At 65.1% G+C, this 20,153-nt stretch carries 21 protein-coding genes; 15 read left to right on the forward strand and 6 right to left on the reverse strand.

The genetic code is table 11. The annotated features are described in order from the left end of the window. The first annotated feature begins 85 nt into the window (after positions 1 to 85). The 3 genes from ABXS05_RS20380 (at position 86) to ABXS05_RS20390 (ending at position 3,352) form a co-directional block, all read left to right on the forward strand. Positions 86 to 946 (forward strand): transporter substrate-binding domain-containing protein, encoded by an 861-nt coding sequence (locus tag ABXS05_RS20380; RefSeq protein ID WP_367625207.1) that lies wholly within the window; start codon positions 86 to 88, stop codon positions 944 to 946. Between the two features lie 279 nt (positions 947 to 1,225). Continuing rightward, complete coding sequence (locus ABXS05_RS20385) at positions 1,226 to 1,768, forward strand: GcrA family cell cycle regulator (protein WP_311942886.1); 543 nt, start codon at positions 1,226 to 1,228, stop codon at positions 1,766 to 1,768. A 213-nt stretch (positions 1,769 to 1,981) separates the two neighbouring features. After that, a complete protein-coding gene (locus ABXS05_RS20390) occupies positions 1,982 to 3,352 on the forward strand; it encodes an RtcB family protein (RefSeq protein WP_367625208.1) in 1,371 nt (456 codons plus the stop codon). 88 nt (positions 3,353 to 3,440) lie between these two features. On the opposite strand, the gene ABXS05_RS20395 is transcribed toward ABXS05_RS20390, so the two are convergent. Both ABXS05_RS20395 and ABXS05_RS20400 read right to left on the reverse strand, forming a co-directional pair. After that, positions 3,441 to 3,872 (reverse strand): GNAT family N-acetyltransferase, encoded by a 432-nt coding sequence (locus ABXS05_RS20395; protein WP_367625209.1) that lies wholly within the window; start codon positions 3,870 to 3,872, stop codon positions 3,441 to 3,443. A gap of 11 nt (positions 3,873 to 3,883) precedes the next feature. Then, the gene (locus tag ABXS05_RS20400; RefSeq protein ID WP_367625210.1) at positions 3,884 to 4,831 is read right to left on the reverse strand and encodes an alpha/beta hydrolase; all 948 of its coding nucleotides are present in this window, start codon (positions 4,829 to 4,831) and stop codon (positions 3,884 to 3,886) included. A 191-nt stretch (positions 4,832 to 5,022) separates the two neighbouring features. Between ABXS05_RS20400 and miaB the strand changes: the two genes are divergently transcribed. From miaB to trmB, 8 genes are all read left to right on the forward strand, one after another. Then, positions 5,023 to 6,459, forward strand: a complete 1,437-nt coding sequence (gene miaB / locus ABXS05_RS20405) for a tRNA (N6-isopentenyl adenosine(37)-C2)-methylthiotransferase MiaB (protein ID WP_367625211.1) — start codon at positions 5,023 to 5,025, stop codon at positions 6,457 to 6,459. 26 nt (positions 6,460 to 6,485) lie between these two features. Then, positions 6,486 to 7,520 (forward strand): PhoH family protein, encoded by a 1,035-nt coding sequence (locus tag ABXS05_RS20410; protein ID WP_311942903.1) that lies wholly within the window; start codon positions 6,486 to 6,488, stop codon positions 7,518 to 7,520. After that, entirely contained in the window at positions 7,517 to 8,020 is a 504-nt protein-coding gene (ybeY, locus tag ABXS05_RS20415) for an rRNA maturation RNase YbeY (protein WP_367625212.1), read from the forward strand. Before ABXS05_RS20410 ends, ybeY begins: the two co-directional genes overlap by 4 nt. Before the next feature lie 11 nt (positions 8,021 to 8,031). After that, entirely contained in the window at positions 8,032 to 9,171 is a 1,140-nt protein-coding gene (locus tag ABXS05_RS20420; RefSeq protein WP_311942908.1) for a transporter associated domain-containing protein, read from the forward strand. Positions 9,172 to 9,218: 47 nt separating this feature from the next. Next, positions 9,219 to 10,778, forward strand: coding sequence for an apolipoprotein N-acyltransferase (gene lnt, locus ABXS05_RS20425; protein ID WP_367625213.1), 1,560 nt, complete (start codon positions 9,219 to 9,221; stop codon positions 10,776 to 10,778). Positions 10,779 to 11,008: 230 nt separating this feature from the next. Continuing rightward, entirely contained in the window at positions 11,009 to 11,422 is a 414-nt protein-coding gene (locus tag ABXS05_RS20430; protein WP_068288091.1) for a helix-turn-helix domain-containing protein, read from the forward strand. 205 nt (positions 11,423 to 11,627) lie between these two features. Then, entirely contained in the window at positions 11,628 to 12,824 is a 1,197-nt protein-coding gene (gene metK, locus ABXS05_RS20435) for a methionine adenosyltransferase (RefSeq protein WP_068288087.1), read from the forward strand. 155 nt (positions 12,825 to 12,979) lie between these two features. Continuing rightward, the gene (trmB, locus tag ABXS05_RS20440; RefSeq protein WP_311942916.1) at positions 12,980 to 13,717 is read left to right on the forward strand and encodes a tRNA (guanosine(46)-N7)-methyltransferase TrmB; all 738 of its coding nucleotides are present in this window, start codon (positions 12,980 to 12,982) and stop codon (positions 13,715 to 13,717) included. A 29-nt stretch (positions 13,718 to 13,746) separates the two neighbouring features. Here trmB and ABXS05_RS20445 read toward each other — a convergent pair whose 3' ends face one another. Continuing rightward, positions 13,747 to 14,370 (reverse strand): TetR/AcrR family transcriptional regulator, encoded by a 624-nt coding sequence (locus ABXS05_RS20445; RefSeq protein WP_367625214.1) that lies wholly within the window; start codon positions 14,368 to 14,370, stop codon positions 13,747 to 13,749. Between the two features lie 131 nt (positions 14,371 to 14,501). Here ABXS05_RS20445 and ABXS05_RS20450 point away from each other — a divergent pair, with 131 nt between their 5' ends. Further along, entirely contained in the window at positions 14,502 to 14,963 is a 462-nt protein-coding gene (locus ABXS05_RS20450) for an ABA4-like family protein (RefSeq protein ID WP_311942922.1), read from the forward strand. Next, positions 14,960 to 15,814: a hypothetical protein gene (locus ABXS05_RS20455; RefSeq protein ID WP_311942925.1), complete on the forward strand. Its 855-nt coding sequence runs from the start codon at positions 14,960 to 14,962 to the stop codon at positions 15,812 to 15,814. The genes ABXS05_RS20450 and ABXS05_RS20455 overlap by 4 nt, the downstream gene beginning before the upstream one ends. Positions 15,815 to 15,829: 15 nt before the next feature. Here ABXS05_RS20455 and ABXS05_RS20460 read toward each other — a convergent pair whose 3' ends face one another. Beyond that, positions 15,830 to 16,336 (reverse strand): SRPBCC family protein, encoded by a 507-nt coding sequence (locus ABXS05_RS20460; RefSeq protein WP_149253855.1) that lies wholly within the window; start codon positions 16,334 to 16,336, stop codon positions 15,830 to 15,832. Between the two features lie 171 nt (positions 16,337 to 16,507). Here ABXS05_RS20460 and ABXS05_RS20465 point away from each other — a divergent pair, with 171 nt between their 5' ends. Continuing rightward, complete coding sequence (locus ABXS05_RS20465; RefSeq protein WP_367625215.1) at positions 16,508 to 17,251, forward strand: alpha/beta hydrolase; 744 nt, start codon at positions 16,508 to 16,510, stop codon at positions 17,249 to 17,251. Between the two features lie 13 nt (positions 17,252 to 17,264). Here ABXS05_RS20465 and ABXS05_RS20470 read toward each other — a convergent pair whose 3' ends face one another. After that, a complete protein-coding gene (locus ABXS05_RS20470) occupies positions 17,265 to 17,744 on the reverse strand; it encodes an MmcB family DNA repair protein (protein ID WP_367625216.1) in 480 nt (159 codons plus the stop codon). Further along, on the reverse strand, positions 17,741 to 19,270 hold the full coding sequence (gene rpoN, locus ABXS05_RS20475) for an RNA polymerase factor sigma-54 (RefSeq protein WP_367625217.1): 1,530 nt from the start codon (positions 19,268 to 19,270) through the stop codon (positions 17,741 to 17,743). Before rpoN ends, ABXS05_RS20470 begins: the two co-directional genes overlap by 4 nt. Before the next feature lie 221 nt (positions 19,271 to 19,491). Between rpoN and upp the strand changes: the two genes are divergently transcribed. After that, positions 19,492 to 20,121 carry a uracil phosphoribosyltransferase gene (gene upp / locus ABXS05_RS20480; protein WP_068288071.1) on the forward strand — a complete coding sequence of 210 codons (630 nt, stop codon included), beginning with the start codon at positions 19,492 to 19,494 and terminating at the stop codon, positions 20,119 to 20,121. Positions 20,122 to 20,153: the final 32 nt, after the last annotated feature.

Below are 20,153 nucleotides of genomic sequence, written 5' to 3' on the forward strand. Positions count from 1 at the left end.
CCAGGGCAGCAGCCAACTCCAGGACACATCCATGGACCCCGCCGGGAAACCCTGCCCGGCCCCGCTGCAATAGGAATATGGCCTGTTGAAATTCGGTGCCCTCTGGACGCTCCTCCTCGGATTGATGCTCGCCATCCCCGCCCATGGCAACGGCACGGCAGCCCCGACCAGCACCGGCCCCTACGGCCTGTGGGATCCGCACCGGCGCCCGGAGCGGCCGGATCTGAAATCCGTGCGCCGGATCCGCTTCCTGACGGAGGACGATTTTCCGCCTTTCGACTTCCAGGGATCCAGCGGCGCCCTGGAAGGCTTCAATGTCGACCTCGCCCGCGCGGTCTGCCGGCAGCTGAAGGTCCCCTGCACCATCCAGGCCCGGCGCTGGGACACCATCGTCGCAGCCCTGGAAGAGGGGCAGGCGGATGTGATCGCTGCCTCGCTCGTGCCGAGCAAGGAAGCCCGCGAAAGACTGCAGTTCTCCCGCCCCTATTACATGCGCCCCGCCCGCTTCGCCATGCGGGGCCAGGACCCGCCACCGGCCCTGACGCCGGAGGGACTGGCCGGCCGCCGCATCGGCGTCGTCGCCGACACGGCGCATGCCGCCTACGCCAAGGCCTATCTCAAGACCGCCAACCTGGTATCCTTCGCCAATGACGCTGCGCTGCGCGAGGCGCTCAAGCGCGGAGAAATCGACCTGGTCTTCGCCGACGGCATCGGCCTGTCGCTCTGGCTCAACGGCTCGGAGGCCGGCAATTGCTGCAGCTTTGCGGGCGCGCCCTATCTCGACGGCCACTTCTTCGGTGACGGCATCGGCATGGCCATGCGCCGCGAGGACGGGGATCTCAAGCAGGCCATCGACTATGCCCTTTTCCAGATCTGGGAACAGGGCATCTATGCCGATCTCGTGCGCCGCTGGTTTCCTGTCGATCCCTTTGCAGGCCTTCCGTGACGTAAACGGAAACTTGCACGCCCTCCGCTGTTACCGAAAAGACTCACTTTGTCGCCGAAGCTGGGGAAAACGCACCCCGCGCCAGCAGGACTCTTGCGCGAGAGTCACTGCCTATTGTAGTTAAGGCTTCGTTAAGCACGACATCTCGTGCGGCGTCTCGTAACTCCTGTCAGCTCATGGCGTGCATGCGCAACGATGTTCTGTCGACATCGTGGCTGATGGGAAAGGATTCGGCGTAGCGAATTCGGGCGAAAACAAGGCGGAAGGCAGGAGAGGCTGATGCACTGGACAGACGAGCGGGTAGAACTTCTGAAAAAGCTGTGGTCAGAAGGTCTGTCTGCTAGCGCCATTGCCACAGAACTTGGCGGCGTCACACGCAACGCCGTGATCGGCAAGGTGCATAGACTCGGTTTGTCTGGCCGGGCCAAGGCGCCCGCGCCGGCACCACAGCGTCGCATCAAGCCCACGCGGGCTCCCTCGCATCCGCTCCGCACCCAGACCTCCGCGCCCGTGGTGCGGGGCAATACCGCCCTCGCTCCGCAGATCATGCCGCTCGTCGCCATTGAAGAACGCCCCGAACCCGCCTTGCGTCCGGTCGAGGAAGTCGTCATCCCGATGTCCGAGCGTGTCACCATCATGGAACTGCGCGAGCATATGTGCCGCTGGCCGCTAGGCGATCCCGGGCGTGAGGACTTCCGTTTCTGCGGCAGCCGCGTCGGCCCCTCTGGCCCCTACTGCCCCCATCATGCCTCGATCGCCTACCAGCCGGTGCTCGACCGTCGGCGTGAGCGCGACAAGGAGCGTCGTGCCGCCCGCGCCTGATCGCAGCCTTCCATCCGATCCATTCAAAGGCAGGGATTTCCCTGCCTTTTTCTTTGCGGCGTACCGGTACCTTTCCCAAAGGGAAATCCGCTTGCTTTTAGCGGCGCATCGGCTTAAACGCCGGGCCGCCCCAAACTCTTGTTGCGCGGCGTTGCAAGACAACACACCGGAACCAGAGCAATGACACGGAATGTGGACGGGGCATCTCCCGACATGACCGCAACCACTGGCACCATCGATGGCACGACGCTGATTGCCTGGGGCTTTCAGCCCGGCAAGTGGTTCGGGCGGGCCCTGGCCGAGGCCAATCGCCTGCGCCAGGCCGGCGCGGATGACGATGCCATCTTCATCGCCCTGCAGGCCTTGCAGCCGGTCGAGACCCTGCTGCGCACCAATGGCCTGCCCTATGGCGTCTTCCTCGACGCCGAAGGCGAACTCGAACGGGCCAACCTCGCGGCCGTGACCGCGCATATGGACGCTCTCATGCGGGTGCCGACCATCGTCGCCGGCGCCGTGATGCCGGACGCCTGCCCTTCCGGCACCGCTCTCGGGACGATCCCGGTCGGCGGCGCGGTCGCCTGCGAGGACGCCATCCATCCCGGCTTTCATTCCGCCGACATCTGCTGCTCGGTGGCGATCACCGTGTTTGCACGCAAGGATGATCCCAGGCGCATCCTCGATGCGGTCCAGGCCGTGACTCATTTCGGCCCCGGCGGACGCAAGGCGATGATCGTCCCGGATTTCGCGCCCGACATCGATGCCACGCTGCAGGCCAATCCCTTCCTGCACGGGCTCGGCAACATCGTAACAGGCCATTTCGGCTCGCAGGGCGATGGCAATCACTTTGCCTATGTCGGCCACCTCAGCTCCAGCGGCCAGCCGGCGCTGGTGACCCATCACGGTTCGCGCGGGCTCGGTGCCCAGCTCTACAAGCGCGGCATGGCAGCCGCCCGCAGGCACACCCAGATCGTGGCGCCGCGGGTGCCGGCCCACAATGCCTGGCTGCAGGCTTCGAGCGAAGAGGGGCAGGCCTATTGGCAGGCTCTGCAATTCGCGCGGAGCTGGACCAAGGCAAGCCATTTCGCCATTCACGACCTTGCCGCCCGATCGCTGGGCAATGCCGTGGCCGACCGGTTCTGGAACGAGCACAATTTCGTATTCCGGCGCGATGACGGGCTCTATTATCATGGCAAGGGAGCCACGCCCTCCTGGGCCGGCTTCTCGCCGGATGACGACGGCCGCACGTTGATCCCGCTCAACATGGCCGAACCGATCCTGATCACGGCGCATCGCGACCGCAAGCAGGCCCTCGGCTTCGCCCCGCACGGGGCCGGCCGCAATCTCAGCCGCTCGGCCTTTCTGCGCCAGGAAAAGCCGGGCCTGCCCGAGGGTATCGACGTGCGCTTCTATTGTGGCAAGGCGGACCTGTCCGAATTGCCGCAGGCCTACAAGAATGCTGCCGCGGTCCGGGCCCAGATCGACAAATACGGCCTCGCCGAGGTGATCGACGAGGTCATCCCCTATGGCTCGATCATGGCCGGCGACTGGGGGCAGGACGCACCCTGGCGCAAGAAGCGGAGATGAACCGCGAACCTGCCGGCATCTCGCCCGTTCCTGCCCCATGCCTTTACCGCGCGAGAAAGACGGACAAGGTGCCGGCACGCAGGCTGCATCACCGCTTCAATGGTTTCACCATTACGATGTTGGCATATCCCCGCGGATAATCCTCGATCGATGCCAACCGCCGGAACCCGCACTTCTCGTAGAAGGCGGGCGCCTGGAAGGAGTGGGTCGTCAGTACGATCTGGCAGCAGCCCCGACGGAGCGCCTCTTCCTCGGCCGCCGCCAGGAGGCGCGCGCCAAGGCCTTGCCGACGACGCTCTTCGGCGACCCAGAGCGTCTTGATCTCGCAGCAACCGCCCCAACTATGCCCGTGCAAGCCGGCATAAAGCTCGCCTTCTGCAGAGCGCAGCAGGATGGCCAGCAGCCGTGCATCGCGGATACCGGTGCGCTCGATATTGTCCTGGTCGAGCAGATCGTCGAGCCGCTGGAGATCTGCAGGAGCGGGATCGTCGAAAACCGAAATCTGGCCCTTGTCAGGCATGGCCCGTGCCCTCAATGCGCGTTGAAGAAGGCGATCTCCTCGGCGAAGGCCTCCTGCGCCATCGGAAAGTCGAAGCCCTGGAAGACATGGCAGCCGCCCGGCCACAGCCTGAGCGTCGTGGCATTGCCAGCCGCCTCCCAGCGTCCCGCCATGAACATGCTATCGTCAAGCAGGGCGTCATAGGTTCCGACGGAGAACAGGGCCGGCGGCATGCCGTTGAGATCGCCATAGAGCGGGGAAACATCGGGCGAGCGCAGATCGACGCCATCGGGCACGCAGGCCCGCACGAACAGCGCGATGTCGCGCGGCGTCAGGATCAGCTTGCCGCGATCGAAGCTGCGCGCACTCGGGGTCATGCCGAGATCGTAGCAGCCGGCGATGAGATTGGCCCCCGCGAAGGGCGTGAGGCCGTGCCGGTCGCGCAGGCGCTGCAGCGTCAGCGCGGAGAGATGGGCGCCGGCGCTCTCGCCGCCGATGAAGAAGCGCTTGGTGCGGAAACGTTTGCTGCCTTCCGACGCCAACCACAGCGCCGCGGCCTCGCAATCGTCCGGTCCGGCGGGAAAGGGATGTTCCGGCGCCAGGCGATATTCCACCGAAATGCAGGCCATGCCGGTGGCCGCGACAATCTTCTCCAGACTTTCGTCCTGGAAGTCGGACTGGTTGAACATCCAGCCGCCGCCATGGATGTGCATGTAAACCCCGGTCGGTGCTTCCGGTGCGATGATGCGGATCGGCACCCTTCCCTGCTTGCCGTCGATCTCCAGCACTTCGGCCCGGGAACTCTTGCCCTGCAGCGGAAAGATCCCCTTGCCCTGGCGCCGGGTCTCGCGGATCAGTTCGGGCGGGAAGGACCACAGATCCGGCAAAGCGCTCATCTTGGCGATGATGTCGGCATTGAGCGCCGCCGTGGTCTCGGCCACGGCATCGGAAGCAAATACGGCGGGGTCGACAGAGGGCATGAGCTTGAATCGCCTTGATGGGATGGCGCACAGTGCCGGGAACCGGCAAGGTCGGCAAGGCCCGCCGCTTCACCCCACCCCTCGCGCAGCCTTTCGCAACAGGAAGGACCCGGGCGCGGCAACTCAACCCTTCTCATCGGACCGGAAAACCGCTATCCCTAGCACCTTGAAAGGTGGCAATAGCGAGACCCATGATTCCTGACGAGACCGAGATCGAACGCCCGCATAACCCGCACGGTGATGCCGGCTCCGGGGATACTCGCGCCAAAACCGTCTTCATCAAGTCCTATGGCTGTCAGATGAACGTCTATGACAGCCAGCGCATGGCCGACACGCTGGCGCCGACGGGCTATGTGGAAACGGCCAATCCCGACGAGGCTGACCTCGTCATCCTCAACACCTGCCATATTCGGGAAAAGGCGGCCGAGAAGGTCTATTCGGAGATTGGCCGCCTGCGCGTGGCGCGCGACGAGCGCCGCCGCCAGGGCGGTGACATGAAGATCGCCGTCGCCGGCTGCGTCGCCCAGGCCGAAGGCCAGGAGATCCTCAGGCGTGCCCCCGCCGTCGATCTCGTGGTGGGCCCGCAGGCCTATCATCGCCTGCCGGAGCTGCTCGCCAAAGCGGATGGCACGGCCAAGCCGGTTGATACCGACTTTCCGGTCGAGGACAAGTTCGCCATCCTGCCGGCGCCGCGGCGGGAGAAAACCCTGGCCCGCGGCCCCTCCGCCTTCGTCACCGTGCAGGAAGGCTGCGACAAGTTCTGCACCTTCTGCGTGGTGCCCTATACGCGCGGCGCCGAGACGTCGCGGCCGGTTGCCGCTATCGTGGCCGAGGTCGAGCGCCTGGCCGATGCCGGCGTGCGCGAGATCAGCCTGCTCGGCCAGAACGTCAACGCCTATCATGGCGAAGGCCCGGACGGTCGCGCCTGGACGCTGGGCCAGCTCGTGCATCGCCTCGCCCGCATCGAGCCGGTGGTGCGCCTGCGCTACACCACCTCCCATCCCCGCGACATGGATGACAGCCTTATCGAGGCCCATCGCGATCTGCCGGCCCTGATGCCCTTCCTGCATCTTCCGGTGCAGTCGGGCTCCGATCGCATTCTGGATGTCATGAATCGCAAGCATACAGCAGTCGATTATCTCAAGCTCATCGAGAAGATTCGGCAGGCCCGGTCCGACATGGCATTTTCTTCCGACTTCATCGTCGGTTTCCCCGGCGAGACCGACGCCGATTTCGAGGCGACCCTGCGGCTGATCGAAGAGGTCACTTATGTGTCGGCCTATTCGTTCAAATATTCCCCGCGTCCGGGCACGCCGGGGGCCGGCATGGCGGATCAGGTTGACGAAGCGGTGAAGGCCGCGCGCCTGGCACGGCTGCAGACCCTGACCGAAAGCCAGCAGAAGGCCTTCAATCAGGCCAGCATCGGGCGCACCATGGATGTGCTGTTCGATCGCAAGGGCAAGCGCCCGGGCCAGATCGCCGGCCGCACTCCCTATCTCCAGGCCGTGCAGATCGAGGCGGACGACAGCCTGATCGGTACGGTGGCTCCCGTCGAGATCACGGCCACGGGTGCCTGGTCGCTGCATGGCGTGCTGGCCGGCGCCGATTTCCGGGAGGCCGTTGCTTGAAAGTGGACGAGGAACGACGGACACGCATGACAACGCAAACCCCACCCCTGCCGACGACAGAAGCTCCCGCGGAAATCGTCACGGCCTTCGAGGATAATCGCCTGGCCACGCTGCTCTTCGGCCAGCACGACCAGAACCTCGCCTTCATCGAGCGCAAGCTCGGCATCGAGGCGACGGCCCGCGGCAACCACGTTGCCCTGCGCGGCGCCAAGGACAGCGTGGAACAGGCCAAGCGCGTGCTGGAGAGCCTGTATCAGCGCCTGCGCTCCGGCCAGCAGGTGGCGCTGGGCGATGTCGACGGCGCGTTGCGCATGGCCGCCTCGCAAGGCGTGCTGTTCACGCCGGAAGGCAAGCCGAAAGTAGCGACGACCGGCGGTGCAGCCTCCGTCGGTACACGCAAGAAGACGATTGCCGCCCGTACCCCGGCGCAGGACGCCTATATCAGGGCGTTGCAGAAGCACGAGCTCGTCTTTGCCACCGGCCCGGCGGGTACCGGCAAGACCTATCTTGCGGTCGCCCACGCCGCGGCGCTGATCGAGAAGGGCGAGGCCGACCGGCTGATCCTGTCCCGCCCCGCCGTCGAGGCGGGCGAGAGGCTCGGCTTCCTGCCCGGCGACATGCGCGAGAAGGTCGACCCCTATCTGCGCCCGCTCTATGACGCGCTCTACGACATGATGCCGCCGGAACGCGTCGAGCGCGGCCTGACCTCGGGCATGATCGAGGTGGCGCCGCTGGCGTTCATGCGTGGGCGCACGCTCGCCAATTCGGTCGTGCTGCTGGACGAGGCCCAGAACTGCACCTCGATGCAGATGAAGATGTTCCTGACGCGCCTGGGCGAAGGCTCGCGCATGATCATCACCGGCGATCCGACCCAGATCGACCTGCCGCCCGGCCAGAAATCGGGCCTGATCGAGGCGATCGACCTGTTGAAAGACATCCCGGAAATCGCCATCTGCCGATTCAACGCCGCCGATGTCGTGCGCCATGAACTGGTTGCCAAGATCGTGCGGGCCTATGAAGCCAAGGATTCCAGCAAGCCCTCGGGCGACACCAAGTCATGACCGATGCCATTACCATCGAGATCGCTCAGGAGAGCGAGCTCTGGCAGGACCTCGATGCCATCGAGGCCCTGATCACGCGCGCCGTGGCCAGGGCCATCGATGTCGCGGCGCTTGCCCATGCACCGGGAGCCGAACTTTCGATCGTCCTGACCGACGATGCCTCCATCCGCGAAATCAACGCCGAATGGCGTGGCAAGGACAAGCCCACCAATGTTTTGTCCTTCCCGCAGGCGGTGGGAGAAGCCATCGCGACGGCGCCGATGCTGGGCGATATCATCTTTGCCCATGAGACGATCGCGCGGGAAGCCGAGGAAACTTCCGTGAGCTTTGCCGACCATCTCAGCCACCTCACCGTGCATGGCCTCCTGCATCTGTTCGGCCATGACCATTTGAACGATGCCGAAGCCGAGGTGATGGAAGCGCTGGAAGTGCGCATTCTCGCCGAGCTCGGCATCGCCAATCCCTATGCCGACGCGCCCTTGTTGCGCGAAGCGAGCTAACATCCAGAGCCATGTCCGACAGCAACGATCGAAGTAGCAGCCAAGCCGGCACCACCCAGGACACCCAGCATGAGGGCCTGTTCGGGCGGATCAAGTCCGCGCTCGGGCTGAAATCGGCCCCCTCCATCCGCGAGGACCTGGCCGACGCGCTCGAGAATACGCGCGCCGGCGAGGATTCCAGCTTCTCTCCGGAGGAGCGGGCCATGCTCAAGAACATCCTCGGCCTGCGCGGCAAGCGCGTCGATGACGTCATGGTACCCCGGGCGGATATCGTGGCCGTGCCACTCGACATTTCCCTGGGTGACCTGCTCAAGGTGTTCCAGACAGCGGGCCATTCGCGCCTGCCCGTCTACAACGAAACGCTGGACGATCCGCGGGGCATGGTGCACATCCGCGATTTCGTGGCCTGGTTGGCGTCGCGGGCCGCCATTGCCGCCCGTCGCAGCCGCAAGGTCCGCGAGAGCGAAACCGCCAGGGACGGCGAGGCCGTCAAGCCCTCGCCCAAGGAAGCGGCCCTCGCCCTGGGCAACATCACCCTGTCGACGCCGCTCAGTTCGGTGAAGTCCCTGACCCGAAACGTGCTGTTCGTTCCCCCTTCGATGCCGCCGATCGACCTGCTCGCCAAGATGCAGGCCACCCGCACCCAGCTTGCTTTGGTGATCGACGAATATGGCGGCACGGACGGTCTGGTCTCGATGGAGGACATCGTCGAAATCGTGCTCGGCGACATCGAGGATGAGCATGACGAGGATGACGGCGACATGATCGTCGCCTCCGGCGAAGGCATCTTCACTGCCGATGCCCGCGCCGATCTCGAAGACGTCGCAGCCGCCATCGGCCTGGAGATGCATGAGGACGAGATCGAGGCCGATGTCGATACGCTCGGAGGCTGGCTGGTGACACTGGCCGGCCGCGTACCGGTGCGCGGCGAGATCGTGCAGGGACCGGGCCAGCTCGAATTCGAGATCCTCGATGCCGATCCGCGCCGGGTGAAGCGGGTCCGCATCCACACGGCCGGCAGCGGCATCACCCGGCCGCGCGACGGGCGCAAGCGCGAGAAGAAGACGGTGTCCCCTGCCGATGAAGCGGCCGCAGCCGCCGATGGCGAGAGGGCCCCGGCGAACGAAACCAGCGGCGACGGCGCCACGTGATCGCTGCACTTGCGTCCCGTCTGGCCGGGCTGAGGGGTTGGCGACGCATGGCCGTCGCCTTCCTGGCAGGTGCCCTCGCGGCGCTGGCCATGGCCCCGTTCAATGCCTTTCCGGTTCTGGCCGTCAGCTTTCCGGTGGCAATCTGGCTGCTGGACGGCGTCGCCTTCCCTGCGCCGGAGAACCCGCCCCGCCGTTTCTGGCGCAGCATCGGCTCGGCGGCTCGGCTCGGCTGGTGCTACGGCTTCGGCTATTTCCTGGCCGGGCTGTGGTGGATCGGCAATGCCTTCCTCGTCGATGCCGACCAATTCGCCTGGTTGCTGCCCTTCGCAGTGGTACTCCTGCCTGCCGGCCTTGCTTTCTTCCACGCCGCCGGGTTTGCGCTGGCGCGGTTGCTATGGTCACGGGGAATTGCCCGCATCCTCGCCTTTGCCGTCGCCATGGCCGCTGTCGAATGGCTGCGCGGCCATATCCTGACCGGCTTTCCCTGGAACCTGTTCGGCTATGCGCTCGCCGAGGAACTTCATCTGGCGCAGAGCCTGTCCCTGATCGGGGCCTATGGGCTCACTCTCGTCGCACTCGTCCTGTTCTCCACGCCTGTCGCCTTGGTGCGGCGAGGCGGCTGGCGCTGGCCGGCCCTGTCCGTCGCTGCCCTGGTCGCGATGGCGGCCTTCGGCGTATGGCGCCTCGGCCAACATCCCACCAGCTTCGTCGACGGGGTGCAACTGCGCATCATGCAGCCCGACCTGCCGCAGGATGCCAAGTTCAATCCGGCCCTGCGCAACGAAGTGCTGACGCGCTATCTCGCGCTGTCGCGCCAGCCGGCCGCCGACGGCAGCGACGGCCTTGCCAAAACAACCCATCTGATCTGGCCGGAATCGGCCTTTCCCTTCCTGGTGGCGCAGGATCCCGAGGCCCTCAAGGTGCTCGGCGACCTGGTGGCGCCCAAGGCCGTGCTGCTGACGGGTGCCGGCCGGGCAGAGGAAAATCTCGACGACGGCAGCTGGCGCTTCTTCAATTCCCTGCACGTCATCGACGCCACCGGCACCATTATCGGCAATTATGACAAGGTGCACCTCGTCCCCTTCGGCGAATATCTGCCCTATCAATCCGTGCTCGAATCCCTCGGCTTCGAGCAATTGACCAAGCAGCGTGGCGGCTTTTCGACCGGCCCCGGCCTGCGCACGCTCGACATTCCCAACGCGCCGCCCGCCGGCATCCTGATCTGCTACGAGGCGATCTTTCCGGGCGAGGTGATCGATCCGGCCAACCGTCCGGGCTGGCTGCTCAACGTCACCAACGACGCCTGGTTCGGCATCACCCCGGGGCCCTACCAGCATTTCACCGAGGTAAGGGCGCGCGCGATCGAGGAAGGCCTGCCCGTGGTCCGCGCCGGCAACAACGGCATTTCGGCCGTAATCGACCCGGTGGGGCGCATCGTCGCCAGCCTGCCGCTCGGCACCAGCGGCGTGCTCGATTCGCGCCTTCCCACCACCTTGCCACCACCGCTATTTGCCACGGCCGGCACCAGCATTATTGCCGGATTGTTTCTGATTGCCTTAATCGGCGCCGGCCTTGGTTGTCGAAACCATCGCCGACAGCTGCGATAACACATATTTGTTACAACCGCGCCAAGCGGAAAGCGCGAGACTGACTGGATTTTCCCGCATAAGGAGGTATAGTCACCCTGTTGGTTGCAGGATGCATTTGAACTACTTCAGATTGCGCTGCCGTAATTGTATCTCTGGCATGCCGTGCTTCCGCCACGTTGCGGCCGCAATTCATTTTCAAATTCGTCGCTGTATTTTCAAATATTTGCTAGTGACCTGGAGTTAATATTATGATCAAGAAAGTACCCAATCCCATTGATCAGCACGTTGGCAGCCGCGTCCGTATCCGGCGTGTCCTGGTAGGCATGAGCCAGGAGAAGCTCGGCGAGGCACTTGGCCTTACTTTTCAGCAGGTACAGAAATATGAAAAGGGCACCAATCGCATTGGTGCGAGCCGGCTGCAGCAGATCGCCTCGATCCTGGGCGTCACCATTTCCTTCTTCTTCGAGGGCCTGCCGCCCGAAACCGGCGCCGTGCACACGGCTGAACATGCCGACGAGAGCGATACCTCGCACGTCATCGAATTCCTGTCGACCACCGAGGGCCTGCAGCTGAACAAGGCCTTTGCCCGCATCAAGGATCCGAAGGTGCGCCGCCGGGTCGTCGATCTCGTCTCCACGCTCAGCCAGGAACACGCAGCCTGAGCCACGGAACGGGCCAATAAAGCGCCCCTGTGACTTCGATGTGCCTTTGTCGGGCTTGGCGATGCCGCCAAGCCAGGAAGTGTGATGGAAAATCGCGCCGCGTTCCTTTAAACGAACAAAACGTACGATTTGCCGCTTGACGACGAAGCTTCCCCTCGCCAAAACGGGACAATACCGAGTTCCATTTTGGCGTGGAGAAACATTCGTGTCCCGTTCCGACTATTTGTTTACCAGCGAGTCGGTCGCTGAAGGCCACCCCGACAAGGTCTGCGATCGCATCTCCGACGAAATCGTCGACCTGTTCTATCGCGAGGCCGCCAAGACCGGAATGGACCCCTCCCAGGTGCGCGTCGCCTGCGAAACCCTCGCCACCACCAACCGCCTGGTGATCGCCGGCGAATATCGTGGTCCCGAGACCGTCACCAAGGGCAAGATCAAGAGTGCCGCCCGCCGCGCCGTCAAGGCGATCGGCTATGAGCAGGACGGCTTCCACTGGAAGAAGGCCAAGATCGAGGTCCTGCTGCACGGCCAGTCCCCCGACATCGCCCAGGGCGTCGATATTTCCGGCAACAAGGACGAAGGCGCAGGCGACCAGGGCATCATGTTCGGCTATGCCTGCCGCGAGACGCCGGAGCTGATGCCGGCTCCGATCTATTACGCCCACAAGATCCTCGAGGACATCACCAAGGCCCGCAAATCGGGCGAACTTGGCATGCTCGGCCCCGACGCCAAGAGCCAGGTCACGGTGAAGTATGAGAACGGCAAGCCGGTCGGCGTGACGCAGATCGTGCTCTCCACCCAGCATCTCGACGAGAAGCTCACCTCCGGCGACATCAAGAAGCTGGTCGAGCCCCATATCCTCAAGACTCTGCCGGAAGGCTGGGTCACCAAGGACACGGTCTGGCACGTCAATCCCACCGGCAAGTTCGTGGTCGGCGGCCCGGACGGCGATTGCGGCCTGACCGGCCGCAAGATCATCGTCGACACCTATGGCGGCGCGGCCCCCCATGGTGGCGGCGCCTTCTCCGGCAAGGACCCGACCAAGGTCGACCGCTCGGCCGCCTATGCGGCGCGCTACCTCGCCAAGAACGTGGTAGCGGCCAAGCTGGCCGATCGCTGCACCATCCAGCTCGCCTACGCCATCGGCGTTTCCGAGCCGCTGGCGATCTATGTCGACCTGCACGGCACCGGCAACGTCTCCGAGGAGAAGGTCGAGAAGGCCCTGCGTGACGTGATGAGCCTGACGCCCCGCGGCATCCGCGAGCATCTCAACCTCAACAAGCCGATCTACGCCCGCACCTCCGCCTATGGCCATTTCGGCCGCAAGTCGGCCCGCGACGGCGGTTTCTCCTGGGAGAAGACCGATCTCGCCGACGCGATCAAGAAGGCCGTGCGCGCCTGATCTGCCGCGAGCCGTCAACGCAAAGCCTTTCCCGCCCGCCGGGAGAGGCTTTTTTCATAGCATTTTGCGATTTGACGGCATCATCCGGAATCGCAATGACGCTTCCGACCAAAATGTTGGAGTAGATTGCGTCCAAACGCGCTTTCCTCTGGTGGATGTGGGCCGTGACTGAAGACGACAAGGACAAATTCGGCGAGGGCACGGATGCCCCGCCTCGCGGCCACGGCGCCTTCTTCGGCCGCCGCAAGGGCAAGACCCTGCGGCCGGGGCATGCCGACCTGATGTCCGCTTCGCTGCCGCAATTGCGTCTCGACCTGACCGCGCCGCCTCCCGCCGATCTTGCTGGCCTCTTCCCGGAGCCTGTCGGCGAGGTCTGGCTCGAAATCGGCTTTGGCGGCGGCGAGCACCTCACCCAGCGCGCTGGCGAGAATCCGCAAATCGGCTTCATCGGCTGCGAGGCCTATGTCAACGGCACCGCCAAGATGCTGGCGCAGATCGAGCAGAACGGGCTCGCCAATATCCGCCTGTGGGACGACGACGCCAAGGCGGTGGTGGACTGGCTGCCGGCCGGCTCGATCGCACGCATCTATCTGCTCTATCCCGACCCCTGGCCCAAGCGGCGCCACCGCAAGCGCCGCTTCCTGGGCGAGGAGATGCTGACGCGCCTGGCTCGTATTCTCAAGCCGGGCGGAGAGCTGCGCTTTGCCACCGACATCGACGACTATGCCGCCTATGCCCTGGCGCGCGTGGCGCGCTCGTCCGAGTTCGAATGGACGGCCGAGCGCCAGGCCGACTGGCTGACGCCGTGGGAGGGCTGGCGCTCCACCCGCTACGAAGCCAAGGCGCTCCGGGAAGGTCGGCGGGGCGCCTATTTCACTTTCAGGAGGATCTAGGTTCTCCTGGGATCGCGCAGGCGGACTGCCTATCGCGCTGTGAGGCGGGCCAGCACGCCTTCCAGGGCGGCATCCGCCGCAGCCTCGCCTCCGCCCTTGAGGGGCCCGTCGAGCTGCCCCGCCAGCAGGAGATGGGCATAGCCGTGCACGACCGACCAAGTCTGCAGCAAGACGTCGAGCTGGTCACGCTCGAGCGGGCCGTCGCCGGCCTTGGTCACCAGGCGAATGGCGGTCTCGAGCTCGGCGAAAGCCTCCTGCCCGGCAGCCCTCAGGGCCGGGTCCGCGATATTGAGGCGATGCCGGTTGAAAGTGAGCCGGAATCTCTCCGGATATTGGCGAGCGAATGTGACATAGCCGCGCCCGATCGCCCGCAATCGGGCCTCCGGCTCGTCGATGCCGGCGCGGGCTCGACGCATGAAGAGCGTGAGCGTCTCGAATCCCAGCGCCGCCACCGCGGTCAGGAGGCCGGCTACGTCGCCGAAATGATGCGCGGGCGCGGCGTGGGAGACCCCCGCGCGGCGGGCACACTCCCGAAGCGTGAAACCCTCGACACCGCGTTCGGCCAGGACGAGTTCAGCGGCCGCCAGCAGCGCGGCCCGCAGGTCACCGTGATGATAGCCGGCCTTATGCGCCGTCGATCCCTGTTGCTCCACTTCCTACCCGCTCCATACCACCGGTGCCACCGCGCCATTGCGCGGCGCGAGCGTCACTATCCGCCACGATCTTGACAATGTCAAAATAGCTGCCATCCTTATCTTGACACTGTCAAGTTGAGGATACCGACATGGCTCTCGACCAGGCGTTCACGCTCGATCAGATCTTCTCCGGTGCCGGGATGCTTGCTCTCTGCGGCTGGATCGCGCTTGCCCTGTCTCCCTTGCGTCCGGCCCTCGCCCAGCTGATCGCCGCCAGATTCGTTCCGATCATGCTCGGTCTTGCCTATGCCGCCCTGCTCTTTCGCTTCTGGGGCGAAGCCGCAGGCGGCTTCGGCTCTCTCGGCGATGTCGGCGCGTTGTTCAGCCATCGCGGCCTGCTCCTGGCCGGCTGGCTGCATTACCTCGCCTTCGACCTGTTGGTCGGAGCCTGGGAGGTGCGCGAGGCGAGACGGTCCGGATTGCCGCATCTGGCCGTCCTGCCCTGTCTCGCGCTCACCTTCCTGTTCGGCCCCATCGGCTTCCTGACGTTCCTGGCCCTGCGCAGCGTCTGGCTGCGGGGCCTCTCGCGCCGTCAAGGAGAACCCGCATGACGACGAACACGCCCAGCCTTCGCCTTGCCTGCCGCCCGCATGCGTTTGCCTGGCGAGTGATGGATGAGTTGCTGCGACGCGAGCGCCTGCTGGCACAAGGCGGCTTCATCATCCTGGCGCTGATGGTCCCGACCCTCATGGCCCTGGCGATCGACGGCAGGACGCTCAATGGCATCTCGGTCTGGGTGAAGCCGCTGAAGTTCCAGCTCTCGGTCGGCCTCTATCTCCTGACGCTGGCCTGGTTCATCGGCGCCTTGCCCGAAGAGACGCGCCGCGGGCGGGCAATCAGGATCCTCGTCACCCTCGGCCTTGCCGCGAGCACCTTCGAGATCGGCTACATCAGCCTCCAGGCCGCCAGGGGTCTTGCTTCGCATTACAACGTGGCCGATCCGTTCCATCGGCTGATGTACACATTGATGGGCATCGGCGCGATGACGCTCACGGCCCTGAGCCCTGCCTTGGCGGTCTTGCTGCTGCGACACCGCCCGCAGGCCTGGTCGACCGCCTTCTGGCTGTCGGTCCTGCTCGGTCTGACGCTTACTTTCGTGCTGGGCGCAGGCTCGGGCAGCGTCCTTTCCGCCGGCAATGGCCACTGGATCGGCGGCATTCGCAGCGATGCAGCGGGCGTGCCGATCTTCGGCTGGTCACGCACGGGCGGTGACCTCAGGGTGGCCCATTTCCTGGGCCTGCACGTCCTGCAGATCCTGCCCGTGCTGGGCCTGGCCGCGGAACGCTGGGTGAGCGGCCGCACAGCCATCTTCATCGTCAGCGCAGTTGCGTTCGCCTATGGTGCGGCCACCCTCTTCGTCTTCATCCAGGCCTTGCGCGGCATTCCCTTCATACCCGCGTGAGGACAGGCGACCGGCTCACTTCTTGCGGCCGAACCAGCCCTTCTTTTCCGGCTCGGCCGGAGCCTCCTCGCCTTCCGGCCTGGGCGAGATCGCCTGCCCGAACTTCTCGAAGAAGTCGCCGGCCAGCTTCTTGGCGGTGCCGTCGATCAGGCGCGCCCCGAGCTGGGCGATCTTGCCGCCGACATCGGCCTTGGCGTCGTAGTGGAGGATGGTGGCATCCTCGCCATCAGCCTCGAGGCGCACCGTCGCTCCGCCCTTGGCAAAGCCGGCGACACCGCCCTGCCCCTCGCCGGAAATCGTGTAGCCATTGGGCGGATCGAGGTCGGACAGCGTGACCTTGCCGTTGAAGGAGGCCTTGACCGGCCCGATCTTCAGCACGGCCTTGGCGGTCATCTCCGTCGGCGAAACCAGCTCGATCGACTCGCAGCCCGGAATGCATTGCTTGAGGATTTCGGGATTGTTCAGGCCTTCCCAGACCTTCTCGCGCGAAGCCTCGATGCGCTGCGAACCGCTCATATCCATGGAACTGCTCCTCCCGGGCCATATGCCCTTTCGCTTCATAGATCATGACCGGCCGCAGGGGAGCAAGACAAGGATGTAAATTTGATGCCGTCCACTGCCGCTAGGCCCTGCCCGTAATCCAGCCGCAACCCTTGCTTCCTATCGAGGGAGGAAACAGGAGCCGTTCGAATCATGAGCTGGAACACATCGCCTTGCAGACGCGGGGCCTTCGCGCTCTGTTTCCTCGGCCTTTTCCCCCTAAGCGGGCCAGCCCTCGCCCAGACAGCTGCGATCGCCAGCGGTGGCGAGACCGTAACCGTCGCCGGCATCGATAACATCCTGATCCGGCATCCCCATGCCAAAGGCAGCCTCATCCTGCTCACCGGCGGTGACGGCAGGCTCGATGTCGGCCCCAACGGCCAGTTTCGCAGCGGTGCCGACAATGTCCTCATCCGCAACCGCGATGCTTTTGCCGCCAAGGGCTATAACGTCCTGCTGGTCGACAAGGGCACCAGCCTCGCCACCGCAGTCGATACCATGGCGGGCCTGAAGCGGCCCGTCACGATCGTGGCCACCTCCGCCGGCACGCCGCGAGCGGCCGAGGGCCTCCTGAAGGGCGCCAGGCCCGACCGGCTGGTGCTGACCTCCGGCTTCCTCAGCCAGGGCTCAGGGCCGTCCAGGAGCGTCATGGCGATGCTCGGTTCCCCCAGGCTGCTGCCGCCCACGCTCGTCGTGCATCACCGCCAGGATGGCTGCCGCTTCACCAAACCGGCAGGCGTCGCGCCCTTCCAGGCCTGGGCCGGGGAGCGGGTCACGGTGAAATGGCTGGAGGGCGGCCTGCAAACCGGCAATCCCTGCCGGTCCCGCGCGCATCACGGCTTCAACGGCCAGGATGCGGAACTGGTCTCGCTCGTCACCTCATTCGCCGGGCAATAACGCCTTCGGGGCATCACTCGCCGAAGCCGAAGGCGCCTTCGGGATCCATGGCCTGGTGCAGCCGTCCCGCTGCGAGGCGGGCGAGCAGCAGGGTGAGGATCTTGCGCGTCGGCGCGGCAAGGCGCTGCTCGGGAGCGTCCCGCAGCAGCGTGCCGCCATAGGCGTCGGCCACGATGTGGCCGGCTGCCTCGGGAAGCAGGGCCAGCGGAAAATCCGGGCCGACGGCGAAGAACAGCCGGTCGCAATAGGCGAGATACTCCGGCCATTTCTGATCGACCTGGAAATCCGTCACCGAGGACTTGATTTCCACGATCCAGATCTCGCCCTTGCGCCCGACCGCCAGGAGATCGGCACGGCGGCCATTGGGCAGCGTCACCTCCGGCACCGGCGTCAGGCCGTATTGGCGCAGCAGCCGGCTGGCGCCGCGCTGGATCGTCAGGGCCATCGCGGACTGGCGGCCATCAATGGGCAGGACCGGCAAACCGCTCGTCATCGCCCCGCCTTCTCCCGCCGCCTTTCCACCGAGGAGGCGATCCGCATGGATTCGCGATATTTGGCCACGGTGCGCCGGGCGATGTCGATGCCGTCCTTGCGCAGCAGCGCGACGATGGTGTCGTCGGACAGGATGGCATCGGGTGCTTCGGCGTCGATCATCTGGCGGATGCGGTGGCGGACGGCCTCGGCCGAATGCGCTTCGCCCCCTTCCGCGTTCGAGATCGAGGCGGTGAAGAAATATTTGAGCTCGAACAGCCCGCGGGCCGAGGCGATGAACTTGTTGGCGGTAACACGCGACACTGTGGATTCATGCATGCCGATGGCATCGGCCACGGTCTTGAGATTGAGCGGACGTAGATATTGCACGCCGAGGGCAAAGAAGGTGTCCTGCTGGCGCACGATCTCGGTAGCGACCTTGAGGATGGTGCGCGCGCGTTGCTCCAGACTGCGGGTCAGCCAGTTCGCCGTCTGCAGCGCCTCGGTCAGGAAGGTCTTGTCTGCCTCGCTGCGGGCCGTGCGCGCCACCCGGGCATAGTAGTTCTGATTGACCAGCACGCGCGGCAAGGTGTCGGGGTTGAGCTCCACCATCCAAGTCCCGTCCGGCGCGGCGCGCAGGAGGACGTCGGGCACCACCGGCTGAACCGGCGTGGAGCCGAAGGCCAGGCCCGGCTTGGGCGTGAGGCCGCGCAATTCGGCGATCATCTCCGCCACGTCGTCCTCGTCGACACCGCACAGGCGCCGAAGGGCCGGAATGTTGCGCTTGGCCACCAATTCCAGATTGTCGAGCAGCGTCGCCATCGCCGGGTCGAGCCGGTTGCGCTCCTTGAGCTGGAGCGCCAGGCACTCCTTCAGCGAACGGGCGCCGATGCCGCTCGGTTCGAAACCCTGCACGATGGCAAGTACGGCCTCCACCTCCTGCAGCGGCGCCCCCAGGCGTTCGGCGAGTTCCGCGAGATCGCCGACGAGATAGCCGGCCTCGTCGATCATATCGATGATGAAATGGCCGATCAGCCGGCGCCCGGGATCGCGGGTCGCCAGGTTGAGCTGCGTCTCCAGATGATCGGCCAGCGAAAGATCAGCCGCAGCCATGCCCTCGTAATTGACGTCCTCATCGCCGCCATGCCCGCCCGCGCCGACATTCGACCAGGACGAGACATAAGGATCGCTGCCGGCCAACTGCTCGATGGCCGCCGGCGCCTCCTGCCTTTCGGCGGGCCGCTCGTCGGGAAAGACGTTGTCGAGATCGGTGCCGAGCCCCGCTTCCATCGCCTCGCGCGAGGGGGCCATGTCGTCCTTGAGCCAATCCCCCGCAGCAGGATCGCTGGGCGCTGGCGCAAGTGTCTCCGGTTCACGCGAGGTCTCGCCATCGGCGCGGTCCAGGATCGGATTGCGCTCCAGCTCCGCCTCGACATAGGCGGTGAGATCGAGGTTGGATAGTTGCAGAAGCTTGATCGCCTGCATCAGCTGCGGCGTCATCACCAGCGACTGGGTCTGGCGGAACTCAAGCCTTTGCGACAACGCCATGAACGCGCACGATCCTGATTATTGGTCTTGTTGCGGGCAGCATCCTGCATGGACCGCAGCCAGAAGCAAGTTTCACGCCAGATTTTTCGATGCGCAAGCTTGCAAAAACGGAAAACCTTAAGCCTAAGCCGCGACGAAAGGCGTGGAAGGCGCGCTATGATGCCTTACCCCGGCCGAGAAATCGGCTAGGTAAAGGGAGAATGTGAAGAAGGGAAACTCCGATGGAAGGCGTCATCGTCGTCGATCACCCGCTGGTGCAGCACAAGCTCACTTTGATGCGCGACAAGAATCGCTCGACCAAGGGGTTCCGGCAGTTGCTCAACGAGATCGGCCGCCTGCTCTGCTACGAGGTTACCCGCGATCTGCCGCTGGAAATGGTCGAGATCGAGACGCCCCTGACCAAGATGCAGGCGCCGCGCGTGGCCGGCAAGAAGCTGGTGCTGGCCCCGATCCTGCGCGCCGGCGAGGGCTTCCTCGAAGGCATGCTCGACCTCGTGCCCTCGGCTCGTGTCGCCCATATCGGGCTTTATCGTGATCCCGAAACACTGAAGGCCGTTGAGTACTACTTCAAGGCACCGCCCGATGTGGCGGAGCGCCTGGTGATCGTACTCGACCCGATGCTGGCCACGGCCAATTCCGCCGTCGCCGCCATCGAGCGGCTGAAGGCGCGCGACGTCAAGGATATCCGCTTCGTCTGCCTGCTCGCTGCGCCCGAAGGCATCAAGCATCTGCGCGAGGCCCATCCCGACGTGACGATCTGGACGGCGGCGATCGACAGCCACCTCAACGACCACGGCTATATCGTGCCAGGCCTGGGCGATGCCGGTGACCGCATCTACGGAACCAAGTGAGGCGGGCCGCTTCCTTGATCAGCCCTTAATTG

It is taken from the genome of Labrys neptuniae (genome assembly GCF_040797145.1).
Classification (GTDB): domain Bacteria; phylum Pseudomonadota; class Alphaproteobacteria; order Rhizobiales; family Labraceae; genus Labrys; species Labrys neptuniae.

Bases quoted from the DNA above. Each gene is read 5' to 3' on its own strand.
- ABXS05_RS20385 (WP_311942886.1), top strand. From the start codon at position 1,226: ATGCACTGGACAGACGAGCGGGTAGAACTTCTGAAAAAGCTGTGGTCA.
- ABXS05_RS20390 (WP_367625208.1), top strand. From the start codon at position 1,982: ATGACCGCAACCACTGGCACCATCGATGGCACGACGCTGATTGCCTGG.
- ABXS05_RS20395 (WP_367625209.1), bottom strand. From the start codon at position 3,872: ATGCCTGACAAGGGCCAGATTTCGGTTTTCGACGATCCCGCTCCTGCA.
- ABXS05_RS20400 (WP_367625210.1), bottom strand. From the start codon at position 4,831: ATGCCCTCTGTCGACCCCGCCGTATTTGCTTCCGATGCCGTGGCCGAG.
- miaB (WP_367625211.1), top strand. From the start codon at position 5,023: ATGATTCCTGACGAGACCGAGATCGAACGCCCGCATAACCCGCACGGT.
- ABXS05_RS20410 (WP_311942903.1), top strand. From the start codon at position 6,486: ATGACAACGCAAACCCCACCCCTGCCGACGACAGAAGCTCCCGCGGAA.
- ybeY (WP_367625212.1), top strand. From the start codon at position 7,517: ATGACCGATGCCATTACCATCGAGATCGCTCAGGAGAGCGAGCTCTGG.
- ABXS05_RS20420 (WP_311942908.1), top strand. From the start codon at position 8,032: ATGTCCGACAGCAACGATCGAAGTAGCAGCCAAGCCGGCACCACCCAG.
- lnt (WP_367625213.1), top strand. From the start codon at position 9,219: ATGGCCGTCGCCTTCCTGGCAGGTGCCCTCGCGGCGCTGGCCATGGCC.
- ABXS05_RS20430 (WP_068288091.1), top strand. From the start codon at position 11,009: ATGATCAAGAAAGTACCCAATCCCATTGATCAGCACGTTGGCAGCCGC.
- trmB (WP_311942916.1), top strand. From the start codon at position 12,980: ATGTGGGCCGTGACTGAAGACGACAAGGACAAATTCGGCGAGGGCACG.
- ABXS05_RS20450 (WP_311942922.1), top strand. From the start codon at position 14,502: ATGGCTCTCGACCAGGCGTTCACGCTCGATCAGATCTTCTCCGGTGCC.
- ABXS05_RS20455 (WP_311942925.1), top strand. From the start codon at position 14,960: ATGACGACGAACACGCCCAGCCTTCGCCTTGCCTGCCGCCCGCATGCG.
- ABXS05_RS20460 (WP_149253855.1), bottom strand. From the start codon at position 16,336: ATGGATATGAGCGGTTCGCAGCGCATCGAGGCTTCGCGCGAGAAGGTC.
- ABXS05_RS20465 (WP_367625215.1), top strand. From the start codon at position 16,508: ATGAGCTGGAACACATCGCCTTGCAGACGCGGGGCCTTCGCGCTCTGT.
- ABXS05_RS20470 (WP_367625216.1), bottom strand. From the start codon at position 17,744: ATGACGAGCGGTTTGCCGGTCCTGCCCATTGATGGCCGCCAGTCCGCG.
- rpoN (WP_367625217.1), bottom strand. From the start codon at position 19,270: ATGGCGTTGTCGCAAAGGCTTGAGTTCCGCCAGACCCAGTCGCTGGTG.
- upp (WP_068288071.1), top strand. From the start codon at position 19,492: ATGGAAGGCGTCATCGTCGTCGATCACCCGCTGGTGCAGCACAAGCTC.